The 23,803-nt window shown below is 66.2% G+C and carries 23 protein-coding genes; 11 read left to right on the forward strand and 12 right to left on the reverse strand.

Annotation, left to right across the window (positions count from 1 at the left end; translation table 11 throughout):
- The first annotated feature begins 27 nt into the window (after positions 1-27).
- Positions 28-948 (forward strand): CHAD domain-containing protein, encoded by a 921-nt coding sequence (locus tag LIG30_RS05645; RefSeq protein WP_160326681.1) that lies wholly within the window; start codon positions 28-30, stop codon positions 946-948.
- Positions 949-1,052: 104 nt separating this feature from the next.
- Here LIG30_RS05645 and LIG30_RS05650 read toward each other — a convergent pair whose 3' ends face one another.
- The 5 genes from LIG30_RS05650 to LIG30_RS05670 all read right to left on the reverse strand — a co-directional run bounded on the left by LIG30_RS05650 (position 1,053) and on the right by LIG30_RS05670 (position 5,185).
- Positions 1,053-1,325, reverse strand: coding sequence for a hypothetical protein (locus LIG30_RS05650; protein ID WP_038710369.1), 273 nt, complete (start codon positions 1,323-1,325; stop codon positions 1,053-1,055).
- Between the two features lie 390 nt (positions 1,326-1,715).
- Positions 1,716-2,168, reverse strand: a complete 453-nt coding sequence (locus LIG30_RS05655) for a chromate resistance protein ChrB domain-containing protein (protein WP_038710433.1) — start codon at positions 2,166-2,168, stop codon at positions 1,716-1,718.
- Between the two features lie 75 nt (positions 2,169-2,243).
- Positions 2,244-3,422: a chromate transporter gene (locus LIG30_RS05660; protein WP_038710372.1), complete on the reverse strand. Its 1,179-nt coding sequence runs from the start codon at positions 3,420-3,422 to the stop codon at positions 2,244-2,246.
- Positions 3,419-4,396: a chromate resistance protein ChrB domain-containing protein gene (locus tag LIG30_RS05665; RefSeq protein WP_038710375.1), complete on the reverse strand. Its 978-nt coding sequence runs from the start codon at positions 4,394-4,396 to the stop codon at positions 3,419-3,421. The genes LIG30_RS05660 and LIG30_RS05665 overlap by 4 nt, the downstream gene beginning before the upstream one ends.
- A 129-nt stretch (positions 4,397-4,525) precedes the next feature.
- Entirely contained in the window at positions 4,526-5,185 is a 660-nt protein-coding gene (locus tag LIG30_RS05670) for a glutathione S-transferase family protein (RefSeq protein ID WP_038710376.1), read from the reverse strand.
- Positions 5,186-5,498: 313 nt separating this feature from the next.
- On the opposite strand from LIG30_RS05670, the gene LIG30_RS05675 reads away from it, so the two are divergent.
- Positions 5,499-6,908 (forward strand): polyhydroxyalkanoate depolymerase, encoded by a 1,410-nt coding sequence (locus tag LIG30_RS05675; protein ID WP_083493922.1) that lies wholly within the window; start codon positions 5,499-5,501, stop codon positions 6,906-6,908.
- On the opposite strand, the gene LIG30_RS05680 is transcribed toward LIG30_RS05675, so the two are convergent.
- Genes LIG30_RS05680 through LIG30_RS05690 form a run of 3 tightly spaced genes read right to left on the reverse strand, consistent with a single transcriptional unit; the run spans position 6,856 to position 9,044 of the window.
- Positions 6,856-7,623: an ABC transporter ATP-binding protein gene (locus tag LIG30_RS05680; protein WP_038710378.1), complete on the reverse strand. Its 768-nt coding sequence runs from the start codon at positions 7,621-7,623 to the stop codon at positions 6,856-6,858. The two genes, LIG30_RS05675 and LIG30_RS05680, sit on opposite strands and share 53 nt — an antisense overlap.
- A 21-nt stretch (positions 7,624-7,644) precedes the next feature.
- Positions 7,645-8,358, reverse strand: a complete 714-nt coding sequence (locus LIG30_RS05685) for an ABC transporter permease (protein WP_038710380.1) — start codon at positions 8,356-8,358, stop codon at positions 7,645-7,647.
- Positions 8,355-9,044 carry an ABC transporter permease gene (locus tag LIG30_RS05690; protein WP_038710382.1) on the reverse strand — a complete coding sequence of 230 codons (690 nt, stop codon included), beginning with the start codon at positions 9,042-9,044 and terminating at the stop codon, positions 8,355-8,357. Before LIG30_RS05690 ends, LIG30_RS05685 begins: the two co-directional genes overlap by 4 nt.
- Positions 9,045-9,590: 546 nt before the next feature.
- On the opposite strand from LIG30_RS05690, the gene LIG30_RS05695 reads away from it, so the two are divergent.
- The 4 genes from LIG30_RS05695 to LIG30_RS05710 all read left to right on the forward strand — a co-directional run bounded on the left by LIG30_RS05695 (position 9,591) and on the right by LIG30_RS05710 (position 12,192).
- Positions 9,591-10,169 carry a membrane protein gene (locus LIG30_RS05695; RefSeq protein WP_038710384.1) on the forward strand — a complete coding sequence of 193 codons (579 nt, stop codon included), beginning with the start codon at positions 9,591-9,593 and terminating at the stop codon, positions 10,167-10,169.
- A 187-nt stretch (positions 10,170-10,356) separates the two neighbouring features.
- Positions 10,357-11,052 carry a histidine utilization repressor gene (hutC, locus tag LIG30_RS05700; protein WP_038710385.1) on the forward strand — a complete coding sequence of 232 codons (696 nt, stop codon included), beginning with the start codon at positions 10,357-10,359 and terminating at the stop codon, positions 11,050-11,052.
- Positions 11,053-11,372: 320 nt separating this feature from the next.
- Entirely contained in the window at positions 11,373-11,570 is a 198-nt protein-coding gene (locus LIG30_RS05705) for a hypothetical protein (protein ID WP_038710387.1), read from the forward strand.
- A gap of 274 nt (positions 11,571-11,844) precedes the next feature.
- Positions 11,845-12,192 (forward strand): hypothetical protein, encoded by a 348-nt coding sequence (locus LIG30_RS05710; RefSeq protein WP_038710435.1) that lies wholly within the window; start codon positions 11,845-11,847, stop codon positions 12,190-12,192.
- A 229-nt stretch (positions 12,193-12,421) separates the two neighbouring features.
- Here LIG30_RS05710 and LIG30_RS05715 read toward each other — a convergent pair whose 3' ends face one another.
- The 4 genes from LIG30_RS05715 to LIG30_RS05730 all read right to left on the reverse strand — a co-directional run bounded on the left by LIG30_RS05715 (position 12,422) and on the right by LIG30_RS05730 (position 16,520).
- On the reverse strand, positions 12,422-13,222 hold the full coding sequence (locus LIG30_RS05715; RefSeq protein ID WP_038710388.1) for an alpha/beta fold hydrolase: 801 nt from the start codon (positions 13,220-13,222) through the stop codon (positions 12,422-12,424).
- Positions 13,223-13,353: 131 nt separating this feature from the next.
- Positions 13,354-14,268: a LysR family transcriptional regulator gene (locus LIG30_RS05720; protein ID WP_038710389.1), complete on the reverse strand. Its 915-nt coding sequence runs from the start codon at positions 14,266-14,268 to the stop codon at positions 13,354-13,356.
- 195 nt (positions 14,269-14,463) lie between these two features.
- Positions 14,464-14,709 carry a DUF3717 domain-containing protein gene (locus LIG30_RS05725; RefSeq protein ID WP_038710437.1) on the reverse strand — a complete coding sequence of 82 codons (246 nt, stop codon included), beginning with the start codon at positions 14,707-14,709 and terminating at the stop codon, positions 14,464-14,466.
- Between the two features lie 263 nt (positions 14,710-14,972).
- Entirely contained in the window at positions 14,973-16,520 is a 1,548-nt protein-coding gene (locus LIG30_RS05730) for an amino acid permease (RefSeq protein WP_038710391.1), read from the reverse strand.
- A gap of 453 nt (positions 16,521-16,973) precedes the next feature.
- Between LIG30_RS05730 and LIG30_RS05735 the strand changes: the two genes are divergently transcribed.
- From LIG30_RS05735 to LIG30_RS05755, 5 genes are all read left to right on the forward strand, one after another.
- On the forward strand, positions 16,974-18,509 hold the full coding sequence (locus LIG30_RS05735) for a sensor domain-containing diguanylate cyclase (RefSeq protein ID WP_038710393.1): 1,536 nt from the start codon (positions 16,974-16,976) through the stop codon (positions 18,507-18,509).
- Between the two features lie 189 nt (positions 18,510-18,698).
- Entirely contained in the window at positions 18,699-19,769 is a 1,071-nt protein-coding gene (locus tag LIG30_RS05740) for an FUSC family protein (RefSeq protein WP_038710394.1), read from the forward strand.
- Positions 19,770-19,934: 165 nt separating this feature from the next.
- Complete coding sequence (gene argG / locus LIG30_RS05745) at positions 19,935-21,269, forward strand: argininosuccinate synthase (RefSeq protein WP_038710395.1); 1,335 nt, start codon at positions 19,935-19,937, stop codon at positions 21,267-21,269.
- Between the two features lie 472 nt (positions 21,270-21,741).
- On the forward strand, positions 21,742-23,418 hold the full coding sequence (locus LIG30_RS05750; protein WP_038710397.1) for a methyl-accepting chemotaxis protein: 1,677 nt from the start codon (positions 21,742-21,744) through the stop codon (positions 23,416-23,418).
- A 30-nt stretch (positions 23,419-23,448) separates the two neighbouring features.
- The coding region (locus LIG30_RS05755) for a chemotaxis protein CheW (protein ID WP_038710398.1) at positions 23,449-23,803 on the forward strand (355 nt) is incomplete at its 3' end.

Below are 23,803 nucleotides of genomic sequence, written 5' to 3' on the forward strand. Positions count from 1 at the left end.
TCTTTCCAGTTGCTGGAAGGTCATGCGATGAATCTGCCATCCGCCGGTCCGGCAGGGCCGGAATCGAACGACACGTCCTGCCGACGTTCGTCTTCCATCCGCCAGATTTCAGGCCTGGAGAAGCCGGGCATATCCGTTGACGAGGCGTTTCTGCTGTTGGCCACCGCGGGTGCCCACGAGGCCGTGCGGCGAGCGGACCAGGTCGATGCGCACGCCAGCCCGGAGGTATTTCACAAGCTGCGTGTCGCACTGCGACGGTTGCGGTCGCTCTGGTGGGCCTACCGGCCCCTGCTCGACGAGGCCGATGCCGAGCGTTGGCGAAACCAGTTCAAAGTGCTTGCCGCCGCCGCCGGCAAAACGCGCGACTGGGATATCGTGCGCGAACTGCTCGTCGCATACGAATCGGCCCGGCACCCGCGCACTTCGTTGCTGGCGTGTGTGGACGACTGTCGTCGCGACGCGGTTTCGTTCAGTTTTCGCACCATCCAGGAAGCCGGCCTCAACGGAGTACTGGAACGCGCGATGGACAGCGCCAACGGTCAGCTGGCTTCTGCCGCCTCGAAACCGCCGTTGGCGGAATTCGCCAAGGATCGGGTGAAATTGGCTGAAAAGGCACTGGAAAGGCGTATAAAACATGCCACGTTGCATGAAGTGTCCGGCTACGCTGCGCTTCACGACGTCCGGATTGCGGGAAAGAAGTTGCGGTACTTGCTCGAATTTTTCTCGCCCGTCCTCGGTGTCAGCCATCAAGCGACGATTGAGCGATTAAAGGATGCCCAGGACGAACTGGGCGCGCTGAACGACATCGTCGCCAGCGAAGCGTTGCTTCGTGAATGCACATCCCGATTCGGCCAGCCCGATGCCGTCGACGACGCGATTGCCTACTTGCAAGACCAGAAGAAGCGCCGCATTCACCGGGCCTACGAGATGCTGCGGGCGGCCCGATAGTCCGGTGATGGGTCCATGCCGGGGGGTGCCGAGATAACCTGGAAGCCCTTCGGTCGCGCCCTGACACCACGCCAGCATTCGGGTGGGCGCGTCAAGGCGCGCCATCAAGCGCGCGGGTCGTCTGCCGGCGTATCGAGGTCGGCATGGCCTGCTACACGATGCGGCACCGGTGTCGCGGCACCGTTCGGGATTGCGTGCACGGTCGCCGTGCTCGTATTTGCGGGGCGCAACAGCGCGTCCCATGCCGTCATGGTGATTTGACCGCCTGCCGCGGTCGCTTCTCTCAACCTGTCGATGAAATCGAGCGCGTCGAATTGGTGTTGCGCAAGCAGCGCCTCTCCGGCGGCAATGAATTTGACGTGCGTTCCCCAAATCAAATCGCGAACATCGGACCAATAGGACTGGATCTCGTCAATGGTGTGCAGTGACTCTTCGCGACATCGCTCATGGCTTGCTCCGGTGCAGTCGGTGGTGGATGCATCAAGCTACCGGCCTTGAGCGAGTCGGATCTCGAGGGCTGTCCGGGCACATGCAGGGCTTTATCGAGATCGATGGCGTCCACAATCCGGCGGGCATTGCCAGGGCCAATTGCGGGATTTCCCCATAGCTGACCGACTGGACGGAATGTCGGATATTTGGAGGAGAAACGGGTTTACCTGCTTAACGGCACGGCGACAAGGGGCTAGACTTTTACTTACACGTCCTCGTTTTTGACATTTGGCCCGCCGAGCGCGGGCCTTTTCTTGCCTGCCATGCGCCGCAATGAACTACATCTGTGGCGGCCAGTTGTGAGTCTCACTCTGACAGCTCTCGCACCATGCGTAGAGCGCGTCGTACATCACCATTCCGTGCCGGAGCATGTCGTGGTCGTCCGGGAAAGTCCTGGAGAGGCCTAGCGAAATGGCATACAAGCCGGCCGACTGGGGTGTGAGTTCCAGTCGGGACGTATCCGCTCCGCGCACAATGGCGGCAAGCTGCTGAAGCGGTGGCGCATCCAGTTTGTACTTCGTCAGGAACGCATCGAAACTGCACAGCTCGCCAACGTGCGAGAGTTCGACGCCAGGAATGTCGTAAGGCAATGCGCCCTCGGTTTCTGCCACCGCGAGCACGTCTTTCGGCGGTACAAAGAGGAATTCCGGCGCCTTGTCGATGAAGCGTGCGATGAGCCAAGGACACGCAATCCGGTCAATCTTGGGCCGTTCGCGGGTTACCCATTTCATATCAGCCTCCAGCAAGACAACGCACTTGCGGTTCGCCATGCCGTGTATCAGGCGGCGTTTCGTTCCATCGGCTGGCTAGCGCAGGTGCATGAGCGGAAACACCACCAGCCCGAATGCGGCTGCGGCGAGGACAATGACGGGTTCCTGCAGCTTCTTGAAGCGCCAGAGCAGCAGCACCGTGACGAGCATCACGGCTGCCGTCGGGAGGTCGACGATGGAGCGCTTCGCGATCACCAGCACCGAGCCGGAGATGGCGCCGACAGCCGCAGCGGTAATGCCGTCGACGAACGCCTTGACCGCCGGGAGATGGCCGTATTTCTTGAAATACGGCGCTGGCAGAACGGTGAAAAGATAACAAGGCAGGAAGGTGCCGAGCGCGGCGACGCATGCGCCGGCCAGGCCCGCGACCAGATAGCCGATGAATCCCACCGTGATGACGACCGGACCGGGCGTGATCATGGCAACGGCCACCGCATCGACGAACTGGCGCTCGGTCAGCCAGTGGTGTTCGGTCACGACGCCGCCGTACAGGAACGGCACGATCGCCAGCCCCGAGCCGAACACGAAGGCGCCCGCCTTGGTGAAGAACGCGCCTATCTGCATCAGCAGCGGCAAGTCGAGGCCGCTTGCGACGCCACTCGTGGCCGGAAGATAGCCAAGCGCGATGCCGTTGAGCGTGCCTTTGTGAAGCCATTTCGGCGGCGCCCGGAGAAACCAGCTGACCATTCCGGCGGCGATGAACAGCCACGCAATCTCGGATTCGGTGACGAACGTCACGACCAGCAGCGTCAGGTAGATCGCCCATAGCAACTTGTCCGCGCCGACCGTTTTTCGGGTGAGCTTACAGGCGCTTATCGCGATGATGCCGACGACCGACGCCCCCACGCCGTAGAAGACCGCTTGCATCCACGAAAGGCCGCCGAAGTGCGCGTACGCCCACCCCAGCGCAAGCACCATCAGGAACGACGGCAGCACGAACGCGATGCCGACGAGGGTGGCCCCCAGAACCCGGAAATGCACGAACCCGAGATAGATGGCGAGCTGCGCGGCCATCGGACCCGGCGCGAGCTGGGCGAGCGTGAGGCCCTCCTTGTAGTCGGCTTCGGTAATCCAGCCCCGGCGCTCGACGAGGTCGCGCCGCATGTAGCCGGCCAGCGCGACCGGTCCGCCAAAGCCGAACGTGCCGAGACGCAGCATGTAGGCCACCAGCTGGACCAGCGTGTAGCGGGGGACGGCCTGCGTGGCAGCAGTCATGGGCTTGCCCCCGGCCGGGCCTTGTCGCTTGCGGCGAAATGCGCGAGCAGCGAATCGAGCACGACGCTCATTTCGGCCAGCATCTCGTCATCGCTCAATCCGCGCTGCCTTGCGCCGGTCATGACCGCCTCGAACCCGACTGCTTCGGGAATGGCCGGCCCGCCGACATCCAGCGCATGAACCATCTTCCCCAGCCGGGCCAGGCCGGGCTCGTCCGCGAGACCAAAGCTTTCCATCAACACGTCGAACGTCACGCGGTCGCCGACGTGCGTGAACGTCGCCCCGTCGAAATCGAAACCCAGCGCGTCGCGCGGGCACTCGCCCGGCGACGCGAGCCACAGAAAGCGCGGCGCGGCATCGATGAAGCGCCGGACGAGCCACGCGCTTGCCACACGGTCGACCCAGATCCGCTGACGCGTCGCCCAGGTTCGCCGCTGGTAATCGTCGCGCCGCAGCGCGCGAATCGCGCCTTCGGCCGAATGTGGCTCGCCAGGGGACAGCACGGTGTCCGCCAGCGCGACAAAGTCCTGCCAGGCGGCCTCGGCCTGAGTACCTGTCTCGCCCGGAAAGAAGTCGATGGCGACGATGGCCTCGTAGTCTTTCCGTGCTCGCCGGAGCAGACGCTCGACCTCCGCCGGCGACAACGCCGACAAGGTCTTGCGAACGTCGGCGAGCCCCCGCATGAACGCACGGTATTCGTCACCCCGGTCGAAATGAGCCTCAAACAGGCGCCGCTGGTCGTCGTCCCGGTTGCGGACGTCGACAAGATGCGCGGTACCGCCGGCATCGTCGATGCCACGCGCGAGGTCGAGCAGGTCCGTTTCCGCGGCGGCGCCTGCGGGAAGCAGGTAGGCACCGTCCCGCAAGACCGCACAGCCTCGGGCCTTCAGCGCTCGCCAGAACCGCATCCGCGCCGTGGCATTGTCGGTCGGGAATGTCAGAACCAGGAGAAGCCAGTCGTTGCGAGAGTTCATGTAACTTACTCTACTCACACGCAGACTACGCTACAAGGAAAGTTTCGTCGGGCCGCCTCCCTGAATCGCCGGATATGCGACGCAACGTGCCACTTGCGTGGCCTGCACGTCTTTCGTTTTCGCTTCCGCTCAGAACTCCATGTCCAGCTCGTCGATGTCCTCCTTCTCCGCCTTCGCCGCCTCGATCCATTCGGCGACGAACGGGTGCGTGAGCACGCGCATGCAGTAATCGGCGATGTCGGGATCGAGCTTCACGTCATACGTGAGGAAGCGCGTGACGACCGGCGCGTACATCGCGTCCGCGACGCTGATCTCGCCGAACAGCCACGGACCGCCGTAGCGTGCCAGGCATTCGCGCCAGACCGCGACGATCCGCGCGATGTCGAGCTGCGCGCGCGACCAGATCCGGAAATTCGGAAAATGCGCGCGCAGATTCATCGGCAACGCCGAGCGCAATGCGCTGAAACCCGAGTGCATCTCGCCACAAATCGCGCGACAATGAGCGCGAGCATGACGATCCTGCGGCAGGAGCCGCGCTTGCGGCCGGGTCTCGTTCAGATATTCGGCGATCGCGAGCGTATCCCACACCTTGATGCCTTCGTGGGTCAGGCACGGCACCAGAATGGACGGAGACAGCAACAGCAGTTCCGCGCGGGACGCCGCGTCGATCGGCACCATCACCGTTTCGAATTCGAGGCCGCTGAGCCTGGCCAGCAGCCAGCCGCGCATCGACCACGACGAATAATTTCGACTACTGATCGTCAAAGTGGTTACGTCAGTGGATTCCATCTCGTCCTCCTGAATAGGCGTGCCGCGACACCGCACCAAAATGACCGGTTCTCGACGGCCGATGCACCTTCCCGGTGCCGCGCGCAGCGCAACGGCGCGCAATCGGGGGGCATTCGCGTACCGGGACCGGGACCGGGAAGCGGGGAGCCGCGGCCGGCGCGGCTGTCGCGCGTCGCGTCGCGCGCGGCGGGAATCGCCTGCTTCACCCTGCAGGCGGAGCGGCGCAAAGCGCGTGCCAGCATCGCCCGGCAGGCGGATGGACTGGCACATCTATTGCCTGCTTCGAAGTGAAGCGGCTCGAGGCGGAATGGTCATGAACATGCTCGCGTACCCTCTGTACCAGTGGCTGTCGGAATGCATGCGGCCGGCGCGCGCATGGGCGTCGTTCGCACGCGCGACCCTGTCGCACTGGCCGCCGTCGACGTCGGTTCCGGCCGGCCGCACCATCGACGCATGGTGCGAGCTGCTCGAATGCAGCGCGTTCTCGCATCGCCGTCCGCCGTTCGGGATCGACGCCGTCGACGTCGATGGCGACGCGGTGCCGGTCGTCGAGGAAATCGCGGCGGGCACGCCGTTCGCCGCGCTGCTCCATTTCCGCAAGCTCAGGCCGCTGAAGCAGCCGCGCGTGCTGATCGTCGCGCCGATGTCCGGTCATTTTGCGACGCTTTTGCGCGGCACGGTACGCACGATGCTCGCCGATCACGACGTCTATATCACCGACTGGCACAATCCGCGCGACATCCCGCTGAGCGCGGGGCGCTTCGGTTTCGACGAATACGTCACGCACCTGATCGACTTCATCCGGCATATCGGTCCGGACACGCACGTGCTGGCGATCTGCCAGCCGACGGTCGCGGCGCTCGCCGCCGTGTCGCTGATGGCGGCGGACAGCGACCCCGCGCAGCCGGCAAGCCTGACCCTGATGGCCGGGCCGATCGATTGCCGCGTCAGCCCGACGAAGGTCAACGAGCTGGCGAACCGCTACCCGATCGAATGGTTCGCGCGCCATCTGATCAGCGTCGTGCCGCCAGGCTTTTCGGGCGCGCAGCGCTGCGTCTATCCGGGCTTCGTGCAGCTCGGCGCATTCATGTCGATGAATCCGAACCGGCACGCGTCGTCGCTTTCCGACATGTATTACGAACGCGCGAAGGGTGACCCGACGAAGGCCGACATGCTCCGCCATTTCTATGACGAATATTTCGCGACGGCCGACCTGACCGCCGAGTTCTATCTGGAGACGGTGGAAAAAGTGTTTCAGCGATACGCGCTGCCGCGCGGCGAACTGATGGTGGGCGGGCGGCTCGTCGAGCCGGCCGCGATTCATCGCACCGCGCTGCTGACGGTCGAAGGGGAGAAGGACGACATCTGCGCGGTGGGGCAGACCGTCGCCGCGCAGGATCTGTGCTCCGGCCTGCCGCCGTATCTGAAGACGCACCACGTGCAGACGGGTGTCGGGCACTACGGCGTCTTCAACGGCAACAAGTGGGAGACGCAGATCTATCCGATCGTGCGCGCGACGATCCACGACAACGAACCGTACGACGTCACCGCGGATGCCGCGCGCGGCGCGTCAGGCGAGCGACGCGTGACGCTGCACGCGCTGCTCGAGGCGGAGGCGGCCCGCAAGGCCGCGGGCCCGGGCGCGCGGGCGCCGCATCACGCGGCGCGCGTTATTTCAGCCGCCCCGACAGGAACTGCCCCAGCCGCTCGCTCTTCGGATTGACGAGGATCTCCTGCGGATGCCCCTGCTCCTCGATCTTGCCCTGATGCAGGAAAATCACGTGATTCGACACGTTCCGCGCGAACCCCATCTCGTGCGTGACGACGACCATCGTCCGCCCTTCCTCGGCGAGCGCCTGCATCACCTTCAGCACTTCGCCGACCAGCTCGGGATCGAGCGCCGACGTCGGCTCGTCGAACAGCATCACCTCGGGCTCCATCGCCAGCGCGCGGGCGATCGCCACGCGCTGCTGCTGGCCGCCGGACAGGTGCGACGGATACATGCCTTCCACCCGCGCCGGCAGCCCGACCTTCTCGAGATACTTGCGCGCCCGCGCCACGGCCTCGTCCTTGCCGATCCCGAGCACCGCCATCGGCGCTTCGATGATGTTCTCCATCACCGTCATGTGCGCCCACAGGTTGAAGTGCTGGAACACCATCGCGAGCTTGGTGCGCATGCGCTGCAGCTGCTTCTGGTCGACGACGCGCAGCGCGCCGTTGCGGTCGCGCGTCGTCTGGATCGCTTCGCTGCCGAGCGTGATCTGCCCCGAGCACGGCTGCTCCAGAAAATTGATGCAGCGAAGAAACGTGCTCTTGCCCGAGCCGCTCGACCCGATGATGCTGATCACGTCGCCGGCTTTGGCCTTCAGCGTGACACCCTTCAACACTTCGTTGTCGCCGAACTTCTTGTGCAGATCCTCAACGATGAGCTTGTACATGCGTATGTCCTTCCAGATTCGTTAATGGCCGCGTGGCGCGAGGTACGCGAGCCAGCGTGCTTCCAGCTTGCGGAACCCCCAGATCAGCGCGAAGACGATTACCGCGTACAGCACCGCAGCCAGGCCGTAGGCCTGGAACGACATGTAGGTGGCGGAATTCACGTCGCGCGTGACCTTCAGGATGTCCGGCACGGTTGCCGTGAACGCGAGCGTCGTCGCGTGCAGCATCAGGATCACCTCGTTGCTGTAGCTCGGCAGCGAGCGGCGCAGCGCCGACGGCAGGATGATCCGCGTATAGAGCTTGAAGCGCGACATCCCGTAGGCGACGCCCGCTTCGATCTCGCCTGCCGCCGTCGACTTGATCGCGCCGGCGAAGATCTCGGTCGCGTACGCGCACTCGTTCAGCACGAATGCGAGCAGCGTGCAGTTCATCGCGTCGCGGAAGAACGCGTCGAGCATCGCGTGGTCATGCACGACCTGCAGGCTGTAGATGCCCGTGTAGCACATCAGCAGCTGCACGTAGAGCGGCGTGCCGCGAAACACGTACGTGTAGAACCACACCGGCCCCGACACCCAGCGATTGCTCGATGCGCGCGCGATCGCGAGCGGCACCGCGAGGCAGAAGCCGAGTGCGATCGACACGACGAGCAGCCACAGCGTGATCGCGAGCCCGCTCATCCGGTAACCGTCGCTATACAGATAGTTTTGCCAGTACTGGCTGATGATTTCGATCACAGTGCAAGCCTCCGGACGCCGACCGAGTAACGCTTCTCGAGGCGATGCAGTACGACATTGGAAACGGTCGTGATCGCGAGGTAGATCGCGCCCGCCGCCAGCGTGAAGAAGAAGAAGTTCAGCGTGCTCTTGCCGGCGTCCTGCGATGCCTTGACGACGTCGGCGAGACCGATGATCGACACGAGCGCGGTCGCCTTCACGAGCACCTGCCAGTTGTTGCCGATGCCCGGCAGCGCGAAGCGCATCATCTGCGGGAACAGGATGCGGCGGAACACGCGCCAGCCGCTCATCCCGTATGCGAAGCCGGCCTCGAGCTGGCCGCGCGGCACCGCGAGGAACGCGCCGCGAAACGTCTCGGTGAAGTACGCGCCGTAGATGAAGCCGAGCGTGACCACCCCGGCCACGAACGGGTCGATGTCGATCTGGTCGATCCGGAGCAGGTCGGTGCACTGGTTCAGCAGGATCTGCATCCCGTAGAACAGCAGCAGCATCAGCACGAGATCGGGCACCGCGCGGATCAGCGTCGTGTAAGCGGTGCCGAGCGCGGCGAATGCGCGGTTCGGCGACAGCTTCGCCGCCGCGCCGGCGAGCCCCAGCACCAGCGCCGCGGCGAGCGACAGCACCGCGAGCTTCACGGTCTCGACCGTGCCTGCCCACAACAGCGGGCCAAATCCATCGAAAATCATGGCGTTCCTGTAAGTGACGAACTGAGAGGGCGGACGGGCCGCCGCACGCATCACGCCGGTACGGCCGGCACCCAGTCCGGCGCCCGTGCGCCTGCACAACCGGAGCACCGCTGAGCGGCCACCCAAGTTGTACATACAACTTTGCCGTTTATGTGCATGGATCGCCATCCGTATTTGCCTCTAATTGTCTGACGACTGCATCTCTATCGACAAATTTCCTTATATTTCATCGACATGATTCCTGCGCGCAACTTGACATCCGCTTTCCGAATGTTTACTTCGCCATGATTCGGATTCAGATGACTTGTCTATACTTTTTAGGCGCAATGTCTGATTCCGTCTTGTACGGGCACGTCTCGCCCGGCGGGGCCGGCGTCGACCGGGCGATTTCGTCCGTCGGCCGTGCCGCGCCAGAACGCCCCGGACTCGCTATGCGCGCGGCGGTCGCTCGAACCGCCCGCGCCGCCGCTCGCGTCCGGCGCAGCCGGGGCCTGATGCAACTGACTGGTATATGCTGCATCCGCCCCCCATTCACCGCCCGCCGCCATGAAAATCAAACGCCCGCTGATCGTCGCCGTCGCCGTCTTTGTCGCGTTGCCCGCCGCCGCGCTCGCCCTCGTCAAACCGCTGCGCGTTGTCGTCCCCGCGCTGATGCCGGGGATCACGTGCCCGGACACGCGAATCTGCACGGATAACCTGGCCGCGCTCGACGACGCGCGCGCGCTCTACCACGACGGCACCGGCATGGCGGCCGCTGCGGTCGGCGCATTTCACCAGTCGCCGCGCGTCGTGTTCTGCACGACGCAGGCCTGCGCCGATACGTTCGGCATCGGGCGGCGCGCAGCGGAAGCAATCGGAAACTTCGGCCTCGTGGTCGCGCCGCGCGGCTGGAAACCGTTCTATGTCGCTCACGAGATGATTCACCACCGGCAGGCGGAATCGCTCGGCAATCTCGCGGTGGCGACCGGGCCGAGATGGCTGATCGAGGGCATGGCCTATTCGCTGAGCGGCGATCCGCGCCATCCGCTCGGACAACCGTTCGAGCAATGGCGGAGCCAGTTCGACACATGGCATGCGAGCATCGGGTCCCGCGATCTGTGGGAAGCAGCCCGCGGCGTTCACTGACACGCGTGCCGGCGCGCGTGAACCCGCGGATTCCCCGCGTGGACGCGCGCCGTGTAAACGGGGATCATTCACCGGCATTCGGGCCGGCACGGGCAGGAACCCGGTACACTCCGGCCGGGCAGACGCGCCGGCCGAGCGGCGCCCCGCGGCTCCGGCAGCGGGCGGCCTCCTCTGGAACAGAAACAGAATGACCACACCGATCTATCAGGAAATCAAGGATTTCATCCTCGCGCGCATTCATGCCGGCGAATGGGCGGAAGGCGATCAGGTGCCGTCGGAGAACGAGCTCGCGCGCGACTTCAACGTCGCGCGCATGACCGTCAATCGCGCGCTGCGCGAGCTGACGGCGGAGCGAGTGCTCACTCGCACGCGCGGCGCGGGCACCTTCGTCGCGCAGACCAAGTACGAATCGACGCTCGTCGCGATCCGCAGCATCTCGGACGAGATCGCCGCGCGCGGTCATGCGTACCGGGCGCAGGTGCTGCAGGTGGGCGCGGCGGTGGCCGACGCGACGCTCGCCGACGAGATGCAGCTCGGCCCCGGCAGCCCGATCTTCCATTCACGCGTGCTGCATTTCGAAAACGATGCGCCGGTGCAGCTCGAGGAACGCTGGGTCAATCCGGCCGTCGCGCCGGAATACGCGCTGCAGGATTTCACGGCGACGACGCCGAACCAGTACCTGATGCGCGTCGCGCCGCTGCAGCGCGTCGAATACCGGATCGAGGCTGCGATGCCGGACGCGGAAACGCGCCGCCTGTTGACGATGGACGAACGCGAGCCGTGCCTGCTGCTGCACCGGCGCACCTGGTCGCATGGCGTCGTCGCGTCGGCGGTCAATCTCTGGCATCCGGGCAGCCGTTACCGGTTCACCGGGCATTTCTGACGCGGCGGAAGGGGCGCGCCCGTCGCCGCTGCGCGGACGCGTACGCCAGCTCGCCCCGCCGCCCGGCTACCGCATCGTCGCGCGGCCCTGAGCGGCATCGCGCATCCGCCGCCGTGTCGCGCCCCGAGGACGAGCGCCCCGTCTGCGACAAAATGCACGTCGCGATCTCCGCCGAAAATGCCTAGTTTTGATTTATCCGCCATACGGCGAGATCGGGCGCGCGACGAACCGGGCGGTTGCGGGCGTGCCCTCCGACATTCGAGACAGACGCCGTCCGCCCCGCCATCGCGCCGGCGCGCTGACTCTCCGGAGAAACGACCATGCTGAGTCCGCACGAATTCGCCGTGCTCCTGCTGATCGAGCACACGACCGATCCCGCCGCGCTCGACGGGGACGACCTGAACGCACTGGTCGAGCGCCAGCTCGTCGCGCTCGACCAGCTGACGTCCGGCTACCGCCGCGCGCGGCTGACGGCGAGCGGACAGTCGATCCTGAGCACGATCGACCGGCTGCACTGATTCGCGCGAGTTGCGCTGAACACGCCAGCTCGCGCCGGCCGCCTGCGGCTGCCGGTCACGCGTCGCGCGCCGCCCGCGTGCGACGTCCGGCGCAGATTCGTTCGACCATCGCCGATCGCGCGGCGATCAGGCCGTTCCCCAAGCGCCAAATCGGCCGCGGCGCGCTATGCTGATTCATACGGCCGCGCAAGAAGCGTTCCGGCTCGCCCGCCGGGTGCGCCAGTTGCCGTGCTGCGGCCGCGATCGTCGTCGATTCGGAACGGAGGGATTCGTCATGGCCACCACCCATCACATGCACCTCGAGTTTCGGCACGCCACCGTGCCGACCTACATCGTCAGCTATCTGTTCCCGGCCCTGCTGTTCGCGTACGAGTTGATGCGCGTCGGACAGTGGATTCGAGACCACGGCATGCACTTCGCGGGCTTCAAGGGCATGGGGTACGAGTATCTGCTGATGCTGATGTTCGTCGGGCTGCAGATCGCGATCGAGGCAGCCTTCCTCGCGGGTGCGGCGATGCGCAAGGACCGGGACTTCGAACACCGCATCCCGAACGTGCTCGCGGGGATCGGCTGCTCGATCGCCATACTCGTCGTCGATCTCGCGGTGCAGCTCGCCTTCTGAGCCTGCCCGGGACGGAATCCGTCACCGGGCCGTCGTACGCGACCGCTGCCGGCGATGCCGACGCATCGGCTGGCGGCTGGCGGCTGGCGGCTGGCGGCTGGCGGCTGGCGGCTGGCGGCTGGCGGCTGGCGGCGATTTTGGTGACAAGAGTCCGGACGCGCGGCATGAGCGGCTGCTCCGGCCGCCCGGCGCGCCGCCATCCGTGTCGCGCCCTTGCCGCGCGCCGCGCTCAGGCTCCGTGCGCGCGCAGGAAGCCCGTTACGGCGTCGAGCACGGCCTGCGGATGCTCGCGATGCGGCACGTGTCCGCAATCGCGCAGGATTTCGACGCTGGACGCGCCGCCGCTCAGCGCCGCGATCCGGTCCGGATGACGCAGCGAGCCGTATTCGTCGTGTTCGCCGTGGATCGCGAGCGCAGGACATCGCACGCGCGGCAGGAGGTCGTCGAGATTCCAGTCACGAAACGCCGGTGCGAGCCACGTGTCGACCCACGCGCGCAGCACCCATTCCGCCTTGTCGCCGTGATAGCGCGCGAGCCGATCGAGTTGGCCCGGCTCGGCGAACGTCCGGTCGGCATCGCGAATGCCCGCGAGCGTGCGGTCCTCGACGAACGCCTGCGCGGCGATCGTCACGAGGGCGCGGCATTGCGCGGAGAACCGCGCGGCGCACGCCACGGCCATCCCGCCGCCAACGCTGTGGCCGAACGCGATGAACGCATCGACGCCGAGCTGTTCGCGCAGCGCGCTGAGCGCATGCTCCGCCTCGTCGCGCACGAAGGCCTCGCCCAGTTGCCCCGGATGACGATCGGAGCGGCCGAACCCGAGGCGGTCGTAGGCGATCACGTCGCGCTGCGCGGCCTGCGCGAGCCTGGCCGGGAAATCCCGCCAGAGATCCACGCAGCCGAGCGAATCGTGCAGCAGCACGATCGGGCATGGCCCGGCATCGGTCCCGGCGCGGCCGCGCCAGCGTTTCGCAAAGAGACGGCCCTGCGGCGTCTCGATCCATGTCTCCTCGGTGTCGGAATGTGTCATGACGTCTCTTGGTCTCGTTATCGTGTGAAAGCGGCCGGCCGCGCGAATCGCGTGCTCGAATCCCGCTCGAATCCCGCGCCATGTTGGCCGGGCGATGCGCGCGGCGTCAAGCGCGCCGGCGGGCGGCGCCGTCACGCCTGCGGCGGCAGATAGGACATCTTCGCCTCGTCGTAGAGGCGGTAGATCAGCGCCTGCATCGCACGGAGGTCCTCCGATTCGTCCATCATGCGCATGCTCATGATGATCGGCGACACGAGGTTCGGGTCGTCCAGTTCCTTGTAGCTGACGTCGTCGCGCTTCATCCCGTGCACGCTCTGCGGCACCACCGACACGCCCTCGCCCGCGGCCACGAGCCCGAGCGCGATCTGCAGCTCGCGCGTCTCGTAGAGGCGGCGCGGCTTCAGCGCGCGGTCGTGGAACACGGCCAGCACCTGATCCGCATAACTCGGCCGCGGCGCTTTCGGGAAGATGATCAGCGTCTCGCCGACGAGATCATGCAGCGACAGCACCGGTTTCGCGTCGGCGAGCGGATGGCCGAGCGGCAGCGCGACGATCATCCGCTCCTCGCGCAGCACGACCCGCCGCACGCTCGGGTCTTCGTGGCGGATGCGGCCGAACCCGACGTCGATGCGCCCTTCCTTCAGCGCCTTGATCTGGTCCATCGTCGACAGTTCGTGCAGGCTCAGTTCCACCGCCGGATGTTCGTCGCGAAAGCGACGGATGATCTTCGGCAGCATCCCGTAGAGCGTCGAACCGACGAAGCCGACCGACATGCTGCGCTCGATCTTGCCGACCCGTTTCGTCATCGACTCCAGTTCCACCGTCTGCGCGAGCAGCTGCACCGCATGCGAATAGAAGAAGCGGCCCGCGTCGGTCAGCTTGAGCGGCCGCGCGTTGCGCTCGAACAGCTGCACGCCGAGCGTTTCCTCCAGTTGCTGGATCTGCCGGCTCAGCGGCGGCTGCGCGATGTGCAGGCGCTCGGCCGCGCGCGTGAAGTTGCGCTCCTCGGCGACCGCGACGAAATAGCGAAGGTGCCGCAGTTCCATGCTCATACCTTTTGAATATCGACGTCATGCCAAATCAGTTTCGCGCAGCGTCTCCGGCACAAGATTCACGTCGCTTGCCCGCTCCGACATTCAAAACTATACCCTCAGGGCATTGGTACTCCAACCCGGCACGAAGCGGCGCCGGACGGCGGCACGCGGCGCAATGTCAGGACATCGCGCATGCGCGCCTTGCCCTTACCCTTCCGTCGCGACCAGCGCGTCGCGCTGGTCGGCGTTCAACGTCTCGAACGGCACGCTCGTCCACTGGAAGCAGATCATCGCGCCATAGACTTCGGCAAGACAGTTGCTGGCCGGATCGAGCCCGTACCCGTCCTCGCCGTCGGGAGCCGGCGGGTACACTTCGCGCCACGCGTTGATCGCGGCTTCGATTCGCGCGATGGAAACAGGCTCGGCCGTCCGCTCGGCAGGTGATGCGCTCATGAATTCCTCTCGGTTGCGCCCGGTCGACCGTTCCGGTCCCGCGGGCTGTTGAAACACCGGGCGCCGGCCGATCAGATCGATGTGCGATGCGCGCATCGGTCGCCGATCTGTCGAGCACTGTCGGCACCGATCGGCCGGCAGCCCGGAAAAGGGTCGGGAAATATAACCGCCTTTGGCCGCGCGTAGATCAATGCGGACAAAAAAAACGGGAAGCATCGCGGCTTCCCGTTTCGTCGTTCACGCGCGGCGCGATGCCGCCGCCGTCACGCCACCGTTTCCGGCGTCGCGATCGTCTGCGGCTGCATGCCGCGCTGCTCCGCACGGCTTTCGGCGACCCAGGGCGCGATCTCCATGTCCTCGTAGCGCACGAAGCGGCTCTTGTGCATCAGCCGGTAGCCGCCCCACACCGCGAAGAACAACGGAATGCCGACATAGGTCGCGAGCACGCTGACCCAGTCGATCCGGTTCGCGAGGAACGCCTGGTAGTCCTGGCCCAGCGCGATTGCGACGCACAGCACGAACGCAAAGATCGGCCCGTACGGAAACCACGCCGATTCGTACGGCAGCTGGTCGACCGCGTAGCCCTGCTTCACGTAGCCCTTGCGGAAGCGGTAATGACTGACCGCGATGCCGAGCCACGCGATGAAGCCCGTCATCCCGGACGTGTTGAGCAGCCACATGTAGACCGTCTTGTCGCCGTACAGCGAGGTCAGGAAACACAGCGCGCCGACCGCCGTCGTCGCGTACAGCGCGTTGCGCGGCACGCCGCCCGGCGACAGCTTCGCGAACACCTTCGGCGCACGGCCTTCGGTCGCGAGGTTGTAGAGCATGCGCGTCGACGCGTACATCCCGGAGTTGCCCGCCGACAGCACCGCCGTCAGGATCACCGCGTTCATCACGCCCGCCGCGAACGCGAGGCCGGCGTGACGGAACACCAGCGTGAACGGACTGACGCCGACGTCGGTCACGTTGCTCTTCAGCAGGTTCGGGTCGGTATAGGGAATCAGCATGCCGATCACGAAGATCGCCAGCACGTAGAACAGCAGGATGCGCCAGAACACCTGCCGCACCGCGCGCGGGATCGTCGTGCGCGGATTTTCCGATTCGCCGGCCGCGATGCCGATCAGCTCGGTGCCCTGGAACGAGAAGCCCGCGATCATCGCGACGCCCATCATCGCCGGCAGCCCGCCCGCGAACGGCGCGTCGCCGATCGTGAAGTTGCTCCAGCCGGTGCTCGGCCGGCCCTTCAGGATGCCGAAGATCATCAGCAGGCCGACGCCGATGAACGCGATCACGGTGACGACCTTGATCAGCGCGAACCAGTATTCCGCCTCGCCGAAGCCACGCACGGTGAGCACGTTGAGCAGGAACATCACGCAGAGGAAGAGCGCGCTCCACCATGCCCCGGGCACGTCCGGAAACCAGTAATGCATCACGAGCTGTGCGGCAACCAGCTCGACCGCGATCGTCACCGCCCAGTTGTACCAGTAGTTCCAGCCGAGCGCGAAGCCGAAGCCTTCGTCGACGTATTTCGCGCCATAGGTCGCGAACGAGCCCGACACCGGCATGAACGCGGCCATCTCGCCGAGGCTCGTCATCAGGCAGTAGACCATCACGCCGATCAGCAGATACGCGAGCATCGCGCCGCCGGGGCCGGCCTGCGAGATCGACGCGCCGGATGCGACAAAAAGACCGGTGCCGATCGAGCCGCCGATGGCGATCATCGTCAGGTGGCGCGCCTTCAGCGCGCGGTGAAGCGTGGGGGGATGCGTGGAGGTACCGGGATGGTCGGGATTCGGGTGTGCAGACATAAACGAGACGAACTTTGAGCGGGCCGACGGCGTGCGGCGGCGGCGCCCGTATGGCTCAGGAACGCGATGCGCGCCCTGACATGAATGCGGCGTGGCCCTGTCGCGTGATACAACGGGCGCCCGCGGCGAAGCGCGGAATTCTACCCGAATCGTCCGACGACAAGGAGCGGCGGGCCGCCGGCACCGCCACGCAGCCTCTGGACAGGCGTGCGCACACCGGACACCAGCGATTCGTCCAACAAAATGCATTCTCTCGTGGCACTGATTTACATCAGCGATTGCCTCGCGAGAGGCGGTAATCATGTGTAAACGGGTCAGATGCTCACCCGGCGCGGTATCCGGCGCGACGTGGATGGATCGTACGGATTCGCGGGATAATGTGCGTTATCTTGAATTTATTGCCGTGCGGAACAATCGGGAACGAGCATCTTCCGCCAACAAATGCTTAAAAGGATGATGTTTTTTCCGCTTCCGCAAACCGTGCGCCGCAAGGTTTTCACGGTCATTGCGCTGATTCTGTCGCCGCGGGGCGTGCTCGTGTCGGGGCTGGTGCTGCTGCTGTTCAGTTGGGGACTGTGCGCGTCCGTGCTGATCGAGTCGCGGCACGACGCCTACGACCATGCCGTCGAGAACGCCCGGAACGTGATGCTCCTCATCGAGCGCGACATCGCCCGCAACATCGAGCTGTACGACTTGTCGGTGCAAAGCGTGGTCGACGGCATCTCCGATCCGCAGGTGATGTCGCTGCCGCCGTCCATACGCAATCGCGTGCTGTTCGACCGCGCCGCGTCCGGAAAGTATCTCGGCTCGATCTTCGTGATGGACCCGCAGGGCAACATCGTGCTCGATTCGGGCGCTGCTCCGCCCCGCCAGGGCAACTTCGCGTTCCGCGACTACTTCGCCGTCCACCGCGACGGCAAGGTTCGCGGCCTCTATATCAGCAAGCCTTACGCGTCGCGGCTTCTCCACGGCGCGCTGACAATCGCGCTCAGCCGCCGGATCACCCGGCCGGACGGCTCGTTCGGCGGGATCGTCGTCGGCACGCTGAGCATCGACTACTTCCGGGCGCTGCTCGACGGCATCGCCGTCGGCGAGCGAGGCGCCGCGGTGATCGTCGAGGACAACGGCGCGCTCGTGTGTCGCCTGCCCTACGATCCGCGCCTCGTCGGCCGCGACCTGCGCCGGGGAATGCTGTTCACCAAGGCGATGACCGAGCGCGAGGGCGTGTTCGCGGGGCCTGCGCTGATCGACGGCGTGCGGCGCATCTTCGTGTTCCGGCATCTGGCCGACCTGCCGCTCATCGTCAACGTCGCGCCCGCCGAAAGCGACGTCTACGCGCCGTGGAAACGCCGTGCGACATGGCTGGCGGTCATGATGGGCATCTTCACCGCGATTATCGCCAGCGGCTCGCTGCTGCTGTCGCGCGAGCTGAAGCGCCGGCAGGTCGCGGAATCGAAGCTGTACCGGCTCGCGCACACCGATGCGCTGACCGGCCTCGACAACCGCGGCACCTTCGACGCCGCGCTGGCGAAGGAGGCGCAGCGGGCCAACCGGAGCGGGCGTCCGCTGTCGGTCCTGTTCTTCGACGTCGACCTCTTCAAGCGCTACAACGACTATTACGGCCATCAGGCCGGCGACGAAGTGCTGCGCGCGATCGCGCGCAGCACTTCGCGCTGCCTGCGCCGCCTGGACGATCATGTCGCGCGCTACGGCGGCGAGGAGTTCGTCGTGACGCTGCCCGACACCGACGCGCGCGGCGCGCTGGCCGTCGCGGAATCGATCCGGCGCGCGATTGCCGGCCTGAACATCGAACACGTGCAGAGCCCGTACGGGCGCGTCACCATCAGCATCGGCACCGCGACGCGCACGGGAAGCGCCGCGATCGACGAAAGGACGCTGGTGAAGCTTGCCGACGAGGCGCTCTATCACGCGAAGTCGAACGGACGCAATTGTGTGAGCGAGGCCGGCCGCTGTGCGACCGAGGCGTAAGCCGCGCGGCGCGCAGGCCGGCGCGCGCGGCATCGAAGCGCGGCGGCGCACGACACGTCGCAACACGGCCGCAGCGCCCCGCCGTGGACAGCCCGCATTTGTTCCGCTAGCGTTGCACCTGACCGATGCCGCGACCGGGCACCCGCGCCCGCGCCGCCGACACACCTCCCCCTCCATCCCCCTGCTTCCATGACCGCCTCGCTTCACTACCGGCTGCCCGCCATCGTCCGCAGCGCGCTCCGCCCGCTGCTCGATCCGTACCGCCGCTACCGGCACGCCAAGCTGATCCACGCCGCGCGCGTGTCGCTCGGCGTGCTCACGTCGATCGCGCTGTCGACCGGCGTGCAGATTCCGCACGGCGAATGGACGACGATCACCGTGCTGATCGTCGTCGGCGGCCTGCAGCACCACGGCAACATCCGCAAGAAGGCGGCAGAGCGCGCCGTCGGGACCTCGATCGGCGCGCTGGCCGGGCTGCTGCTGATCCTGCTGCACACCACCGTACCGGTGCCGCTCGTCACCTACCTGGCGATGGCCGCCGCGTGCGGCATGTGCGCGTATTACGCGATCGGCAAGGCCGGCTACATCGCGTTGCTGTCGGCGATCACGATGGTGATCGTCGCCGGGCACGGCGACAACGAGATCATCGACGGCCTGTGGCGCGCGGTGAATGTGCTGCTCGGCATCGCGATCGCGCTGTTGTTCTCGTTCGCGCTGCCGCTCTATGCGACCTATTCGTGGCGCTACAAGCTCGCGGACGCGATACGGGGCTGCGCGGCCGTGCATGCGCGCATCGTGCGCGCCCGCTACGTCGGCGACGAAGCGCACCTGAAGGACATGGCCGCGCTCAGCGCGCTGCTCGTGCAACTGCGCTCGCTGATGCCGTGGGTGGCGAAGGAATGCGAGATCTCGATGCAGCAGCTCGAGGGGATCCAGCGCAGCCTGCGCCTGTGCATCAGCTATCTCGAGATCCTCGCGAGCGCGCAGCCGGCCCGCGACGACCGCGCCGGCCGCGACTTCGTGCGCCACACGATGCGCGCGGAAAACCGGCGCATTCGCGAAACCCTCGTCGGCGCGAGCCGCGCACTCAAGTTCGGCACGCTCAGCCGGCTGGCCGCCAGCGCGCGGCCGCGCCCGGACGTGCCGCCCGACGCGCCGCCGCCGCTGTCCGGATACGCGTCGATCTCGACCAAGCTGGCCGGCGAAGTCGAGCAGCTGCGCGCCCGCCTGCTGGACACCGCGCAGTCGTGGAACATCTGATGCCGAGGTCTTTCGGCAACATCGCACCAATACAGTGCAAACGGGCCGCGCGCGCACGCGCCGCGCCGGCCGAGCGGCACAATCAGGCCTTGCCCCAACTTCCGGGACAGCCGATACTCGCATATTCCGCGAAAGTGACCGGATTTCTATCCAACGGTAATTCCTATGAGCACGATTCTTGAAAGTCTCCCGACCGGCCAGAAGGTCGGCATCGCCTTCTCCGGCGGCCTGGACACCAGCGCCGCGCTGCACTGGATGAAACTGAAGGGCGCCGTCCCGTACGCCTACACGGCGAACCTAGGCCAGCCCGACGAAGACGATTACGACGCGATCCCGAAACGTGCGATCGAATACGGCGCGGCCGGCGCCCGCCTGATCGACTGCCGCGCGCAGCTCGTCGCCGAAGGCATCGCGGCGCTGCAGAGCGGCGCGTTCCACATCACGACGGCCGGCGTCACGTACTTCAACACGACCCCGATCGGCCGCGCCGTGACGGGCACGATGCTCGTCGCCGCGATGAAGGAAGACGGCGTCAACATCTGGGGTGACGGCAGCACGTACAAGGGCAACGACATCGAGCGCTTCTACCGTTACGGCCTGCTCGTGAACCCGGATCTGAAGATCTACAAGCCGTGGCTCGACCAGACCTTCATCGACGAGCTGGGCGGCCGCGCGGAAATGTCCGAATTCATGCGCCAGGCGGGCTTCGCGTACAAGATGTCGGCCGAGAAGGCGTATTCGACCGATTCGAACCTGCTCGGCGCGACGCACGAGGCGAAGGATCTGGAGAGCCTCGAAAGCGGGATCAAGATCGTGAACCCGATCATGGGCGTCGCGTTCTGGCGCGACGACGTGAAGATCGCCGCGGAAGAAGTGACCGTGCGCTTCGAGAACGGCCAGCCGGTCGCGCTCAACGGCGTCGAGTTCAAGGACCCGGTCGAGCTGCTGCTCGAGGCGAACCGCATCGGCGGCCGCCACGGTCTCGGCATGAGCGACCAGATCGAGAACCGCATCATCGAGGCGAAGAGCCGCGGCATCTATGAAGCCCCGGGGCTCGCGCTGCTGTACATCGCGTACGAGCGTCTCGTCACCGGCATCCACAACGAAGACACGATCGAGCAGTACCGCGAGAACGGCCGCCGCCTCGGCCGCCTGCTCTATCAGGGCCGCTGGTTCGACCCGCAGGCGATCATGCTGCGCGAGACGGCCCAGCGCTGGGTCGCGCGCGCGATCACCGGCGAAGTGAAGATCGAACTGCGCCGCGGCAACGACTACTCGATCCTGAGCACGAAGTCGCCGAACCTGACGTATCACCCGGAGCGCCTGTCGATGGAGAAGGTCGCGTCGACGTTCTCGCCGCGCGATCGCATTGGTCAATTGACGATGCGCAACCTCGACATCACCGATACCCGCGACAAGCTGCGCGTGTACACGCAGGCCGGCCTGCTGACCCCGGGTGAATCGTCGGCGCTGCCGCAGATCAAGGACGACAGCAAGTAAGCCGTCTTCACGAGCGCGCGGGGCCGGATCATGCATTCTCCGGCCCCGCGCGCCCGGCCCCTTCGACACGGGATCGATTCCCGGCGGCCGGCCGCCGAGGCACAGGCGGCCAGCCGCCTGTCTTGTCCTTCGCGGCGCCATGCGGCGGGGGAGTCGATCCCGGCCGTCTCGATCCCGGTTGGTCCGCGCCCGATGCGACCGACCGTGCGCGATCCGCGCACTGCCTCCCCCTGATGCACCTCCCGTCATCGCCGGCTCGCGGCGAACATCTTTCAGTGTGCGTGACCGGAATTTTTCCCGAAATCTGTCGTGCGATGCGACAAGCGGGCGCGCGCCGCCATCCATCGAAATTGTCAGCAATTCAGGCGATAATGTCTCATTAATCGAGCATTGTTTCCGACGGGGATTCAGCACCGCCTGAGGCCGTCGCCCGCCCCACTCATCACCTGTTCCCACCTGGAGACACGAGCGCATGACCACCGTGATGCCCGGCACAAGAAAAAATACGCGGTCCGACGTCTTCAGCGTGGGACGCCTCACGCTCGGCAAGCGCATCATCTTGAGCTTCGGCGCGATTTTCGTGCTGATGCTCGCGATGGCCGCGATCTCCTACACGAAGCTGAGGACCATCGACGACGAGGCAAGCAGCCTCGCGCGGGACTCCGTGCCGGGGCAGTATCTCGCCACCTCGTTGCGCGCGGCGACCAACGAGGCCCACGAGACGCTCGAACGCGCGCTCTTCGTCGACAGCGACGCCGACAGCATGAAGCGCGACCTCGACGCCGTGTCCGACGCGATGCGGCATCTCGAGCAAGCCGCGGCGGATTATCAGGGCACGGTGTTCCGCGACGACGACCGCGAGCGGTTCCGCGCGTTCCGCGCGGCCTACGACCAGTACCTGCCGATGCTCGCCGAGGCGGTGCGGCAGGCGAAGACGTCCCGGCCGGCCGCGCAGGCCACCTTCGTGCAGTCGATCCCGGTGTGGAAAAGCGTGGTCCAGTACGCCAACGCGCTGGTCGCGGAAAACCGCAACCAGGCGGACAGCTCGGCCACGCAGATCCGCACTTCGGTCTCGCGGACCGAGGTCACGCTGGCGACCGCACTCGTGGTCGTGCTGCTGGTTGCGCTGGCAACCGGCTACGCGCTCTATCACGCGGTCACGGTGCCGATGGCGCGGCTCGTGGAAGTCCACGACGTGATGCGCACCGGCAATCTGTCGCAGCGGCTCGACCTGCGCCGCAACGACGAATTCGGCACGCTCGAGGGCGGCTTCAACCGGATGGCGGAGGAGCTGACCAGCCTCGTCGGGCAAGCCCAGCAATCGTCGCTGCAGGTGACGACCTCGGTGGCCGAGATCGCCGCGACGTCGAAGGAGCAGCAGGCCACGGCCAGCGAGACCGCGGCGACGACGACCGAGATCGGCGCGACCTCGCGCGAGATCTTCGCGACGTCGCGGGACCTGCTGCGCACGATGAATGAAGTAGCGGCCGTCGCGGAGCAATCGGCGACGCTGGCCGGCTCGAGCCAGAGCGGGCTGACCAGCATGGCGGAAACGATGCGCAGCGTGATGGACGCGGCGGGCTCGGTCAACGCGAAGCTCGCGATCCTCAACGAGAAGGCGCTCGACATCAACCAGGTCATCTCGACCATCACGAAGGTGGCGGACCAGACCAACCTGCTGTCGCTGAACGCGGCGATCGAAGCGGAAAAGGCCGGCGAGTACGGCCGCGGCTTCGCGGTCGTGGCGACCGAGATCCGCCGCCTGGCCGACCAGACCGCCGTCGCGACCTACGACATCGAGCAGACGGTGAAGGAAATCCAGTCGGCGGTATCGGCCGGCGTGATGGGAATGGACAAGTTCTCGGAGGAAGTCCGGCGCGGCATGCGCGACGTGCAGCAGGTGGGCAGCCAGCTGTCGCAGATCATCGTCGAGGTGCAGACGCTCGCGCCGCGCTTCCAGCTCGTCAACGAAGGGATGCAGACCCAGGCGAACGGCGCGGAGCAGATCACCCAGGCGCTGTCGCAACTGTCGGAGGCGGCGCAGCAGACGGCCGAATCGCTGCGCCAGTCGTCGCAGGCGATCGACGACCTGACGCTGGTCGCGAACCAGCTTCGCACCGGCGTGTCGCGCTTCAAGGTCGAAGCCTGACCGCGACGCCGCGCCCCGCTGAGCCCTCCGATGCTCTTTCTCCTGTTCGAACTCGACGGCGAGCGCTACGCGCTCGACACCACGCAAATCGTCGAAGTGCTGCCGTTCAGCCATGCGAGGACGATTCCGGGCGCGCCCGCGTGGGTCGCGGGCGTGATCCATCGGCACGGCACGCCGGTGCCCGTGATCGACGTGTCGCGCCTCGCGCTCGGCCGCGCGGCACACCCGCTGCGCTCGACGAGGCTCGTGATCGTGCATTACCGTTGCGCGACGACGCCCGACGGCGACGACGCCGGCCGCATGCTCGGCCTGATGCTCGAACGCGCGACGCAAACGCGCCGTATCGACCGCGCGCAATTCGCCGACAGCGGCGTCGCGACGCCGC

Origin of the sequence: Burkholderia sp. lig30 (assembly GCF_000687455.2) — a bacterium.
GTDB lineage: Bacteria > Pseudomonadota > Gammaproteobacteria > Burkholderiales > Burkholderiaceae > Burkholderia.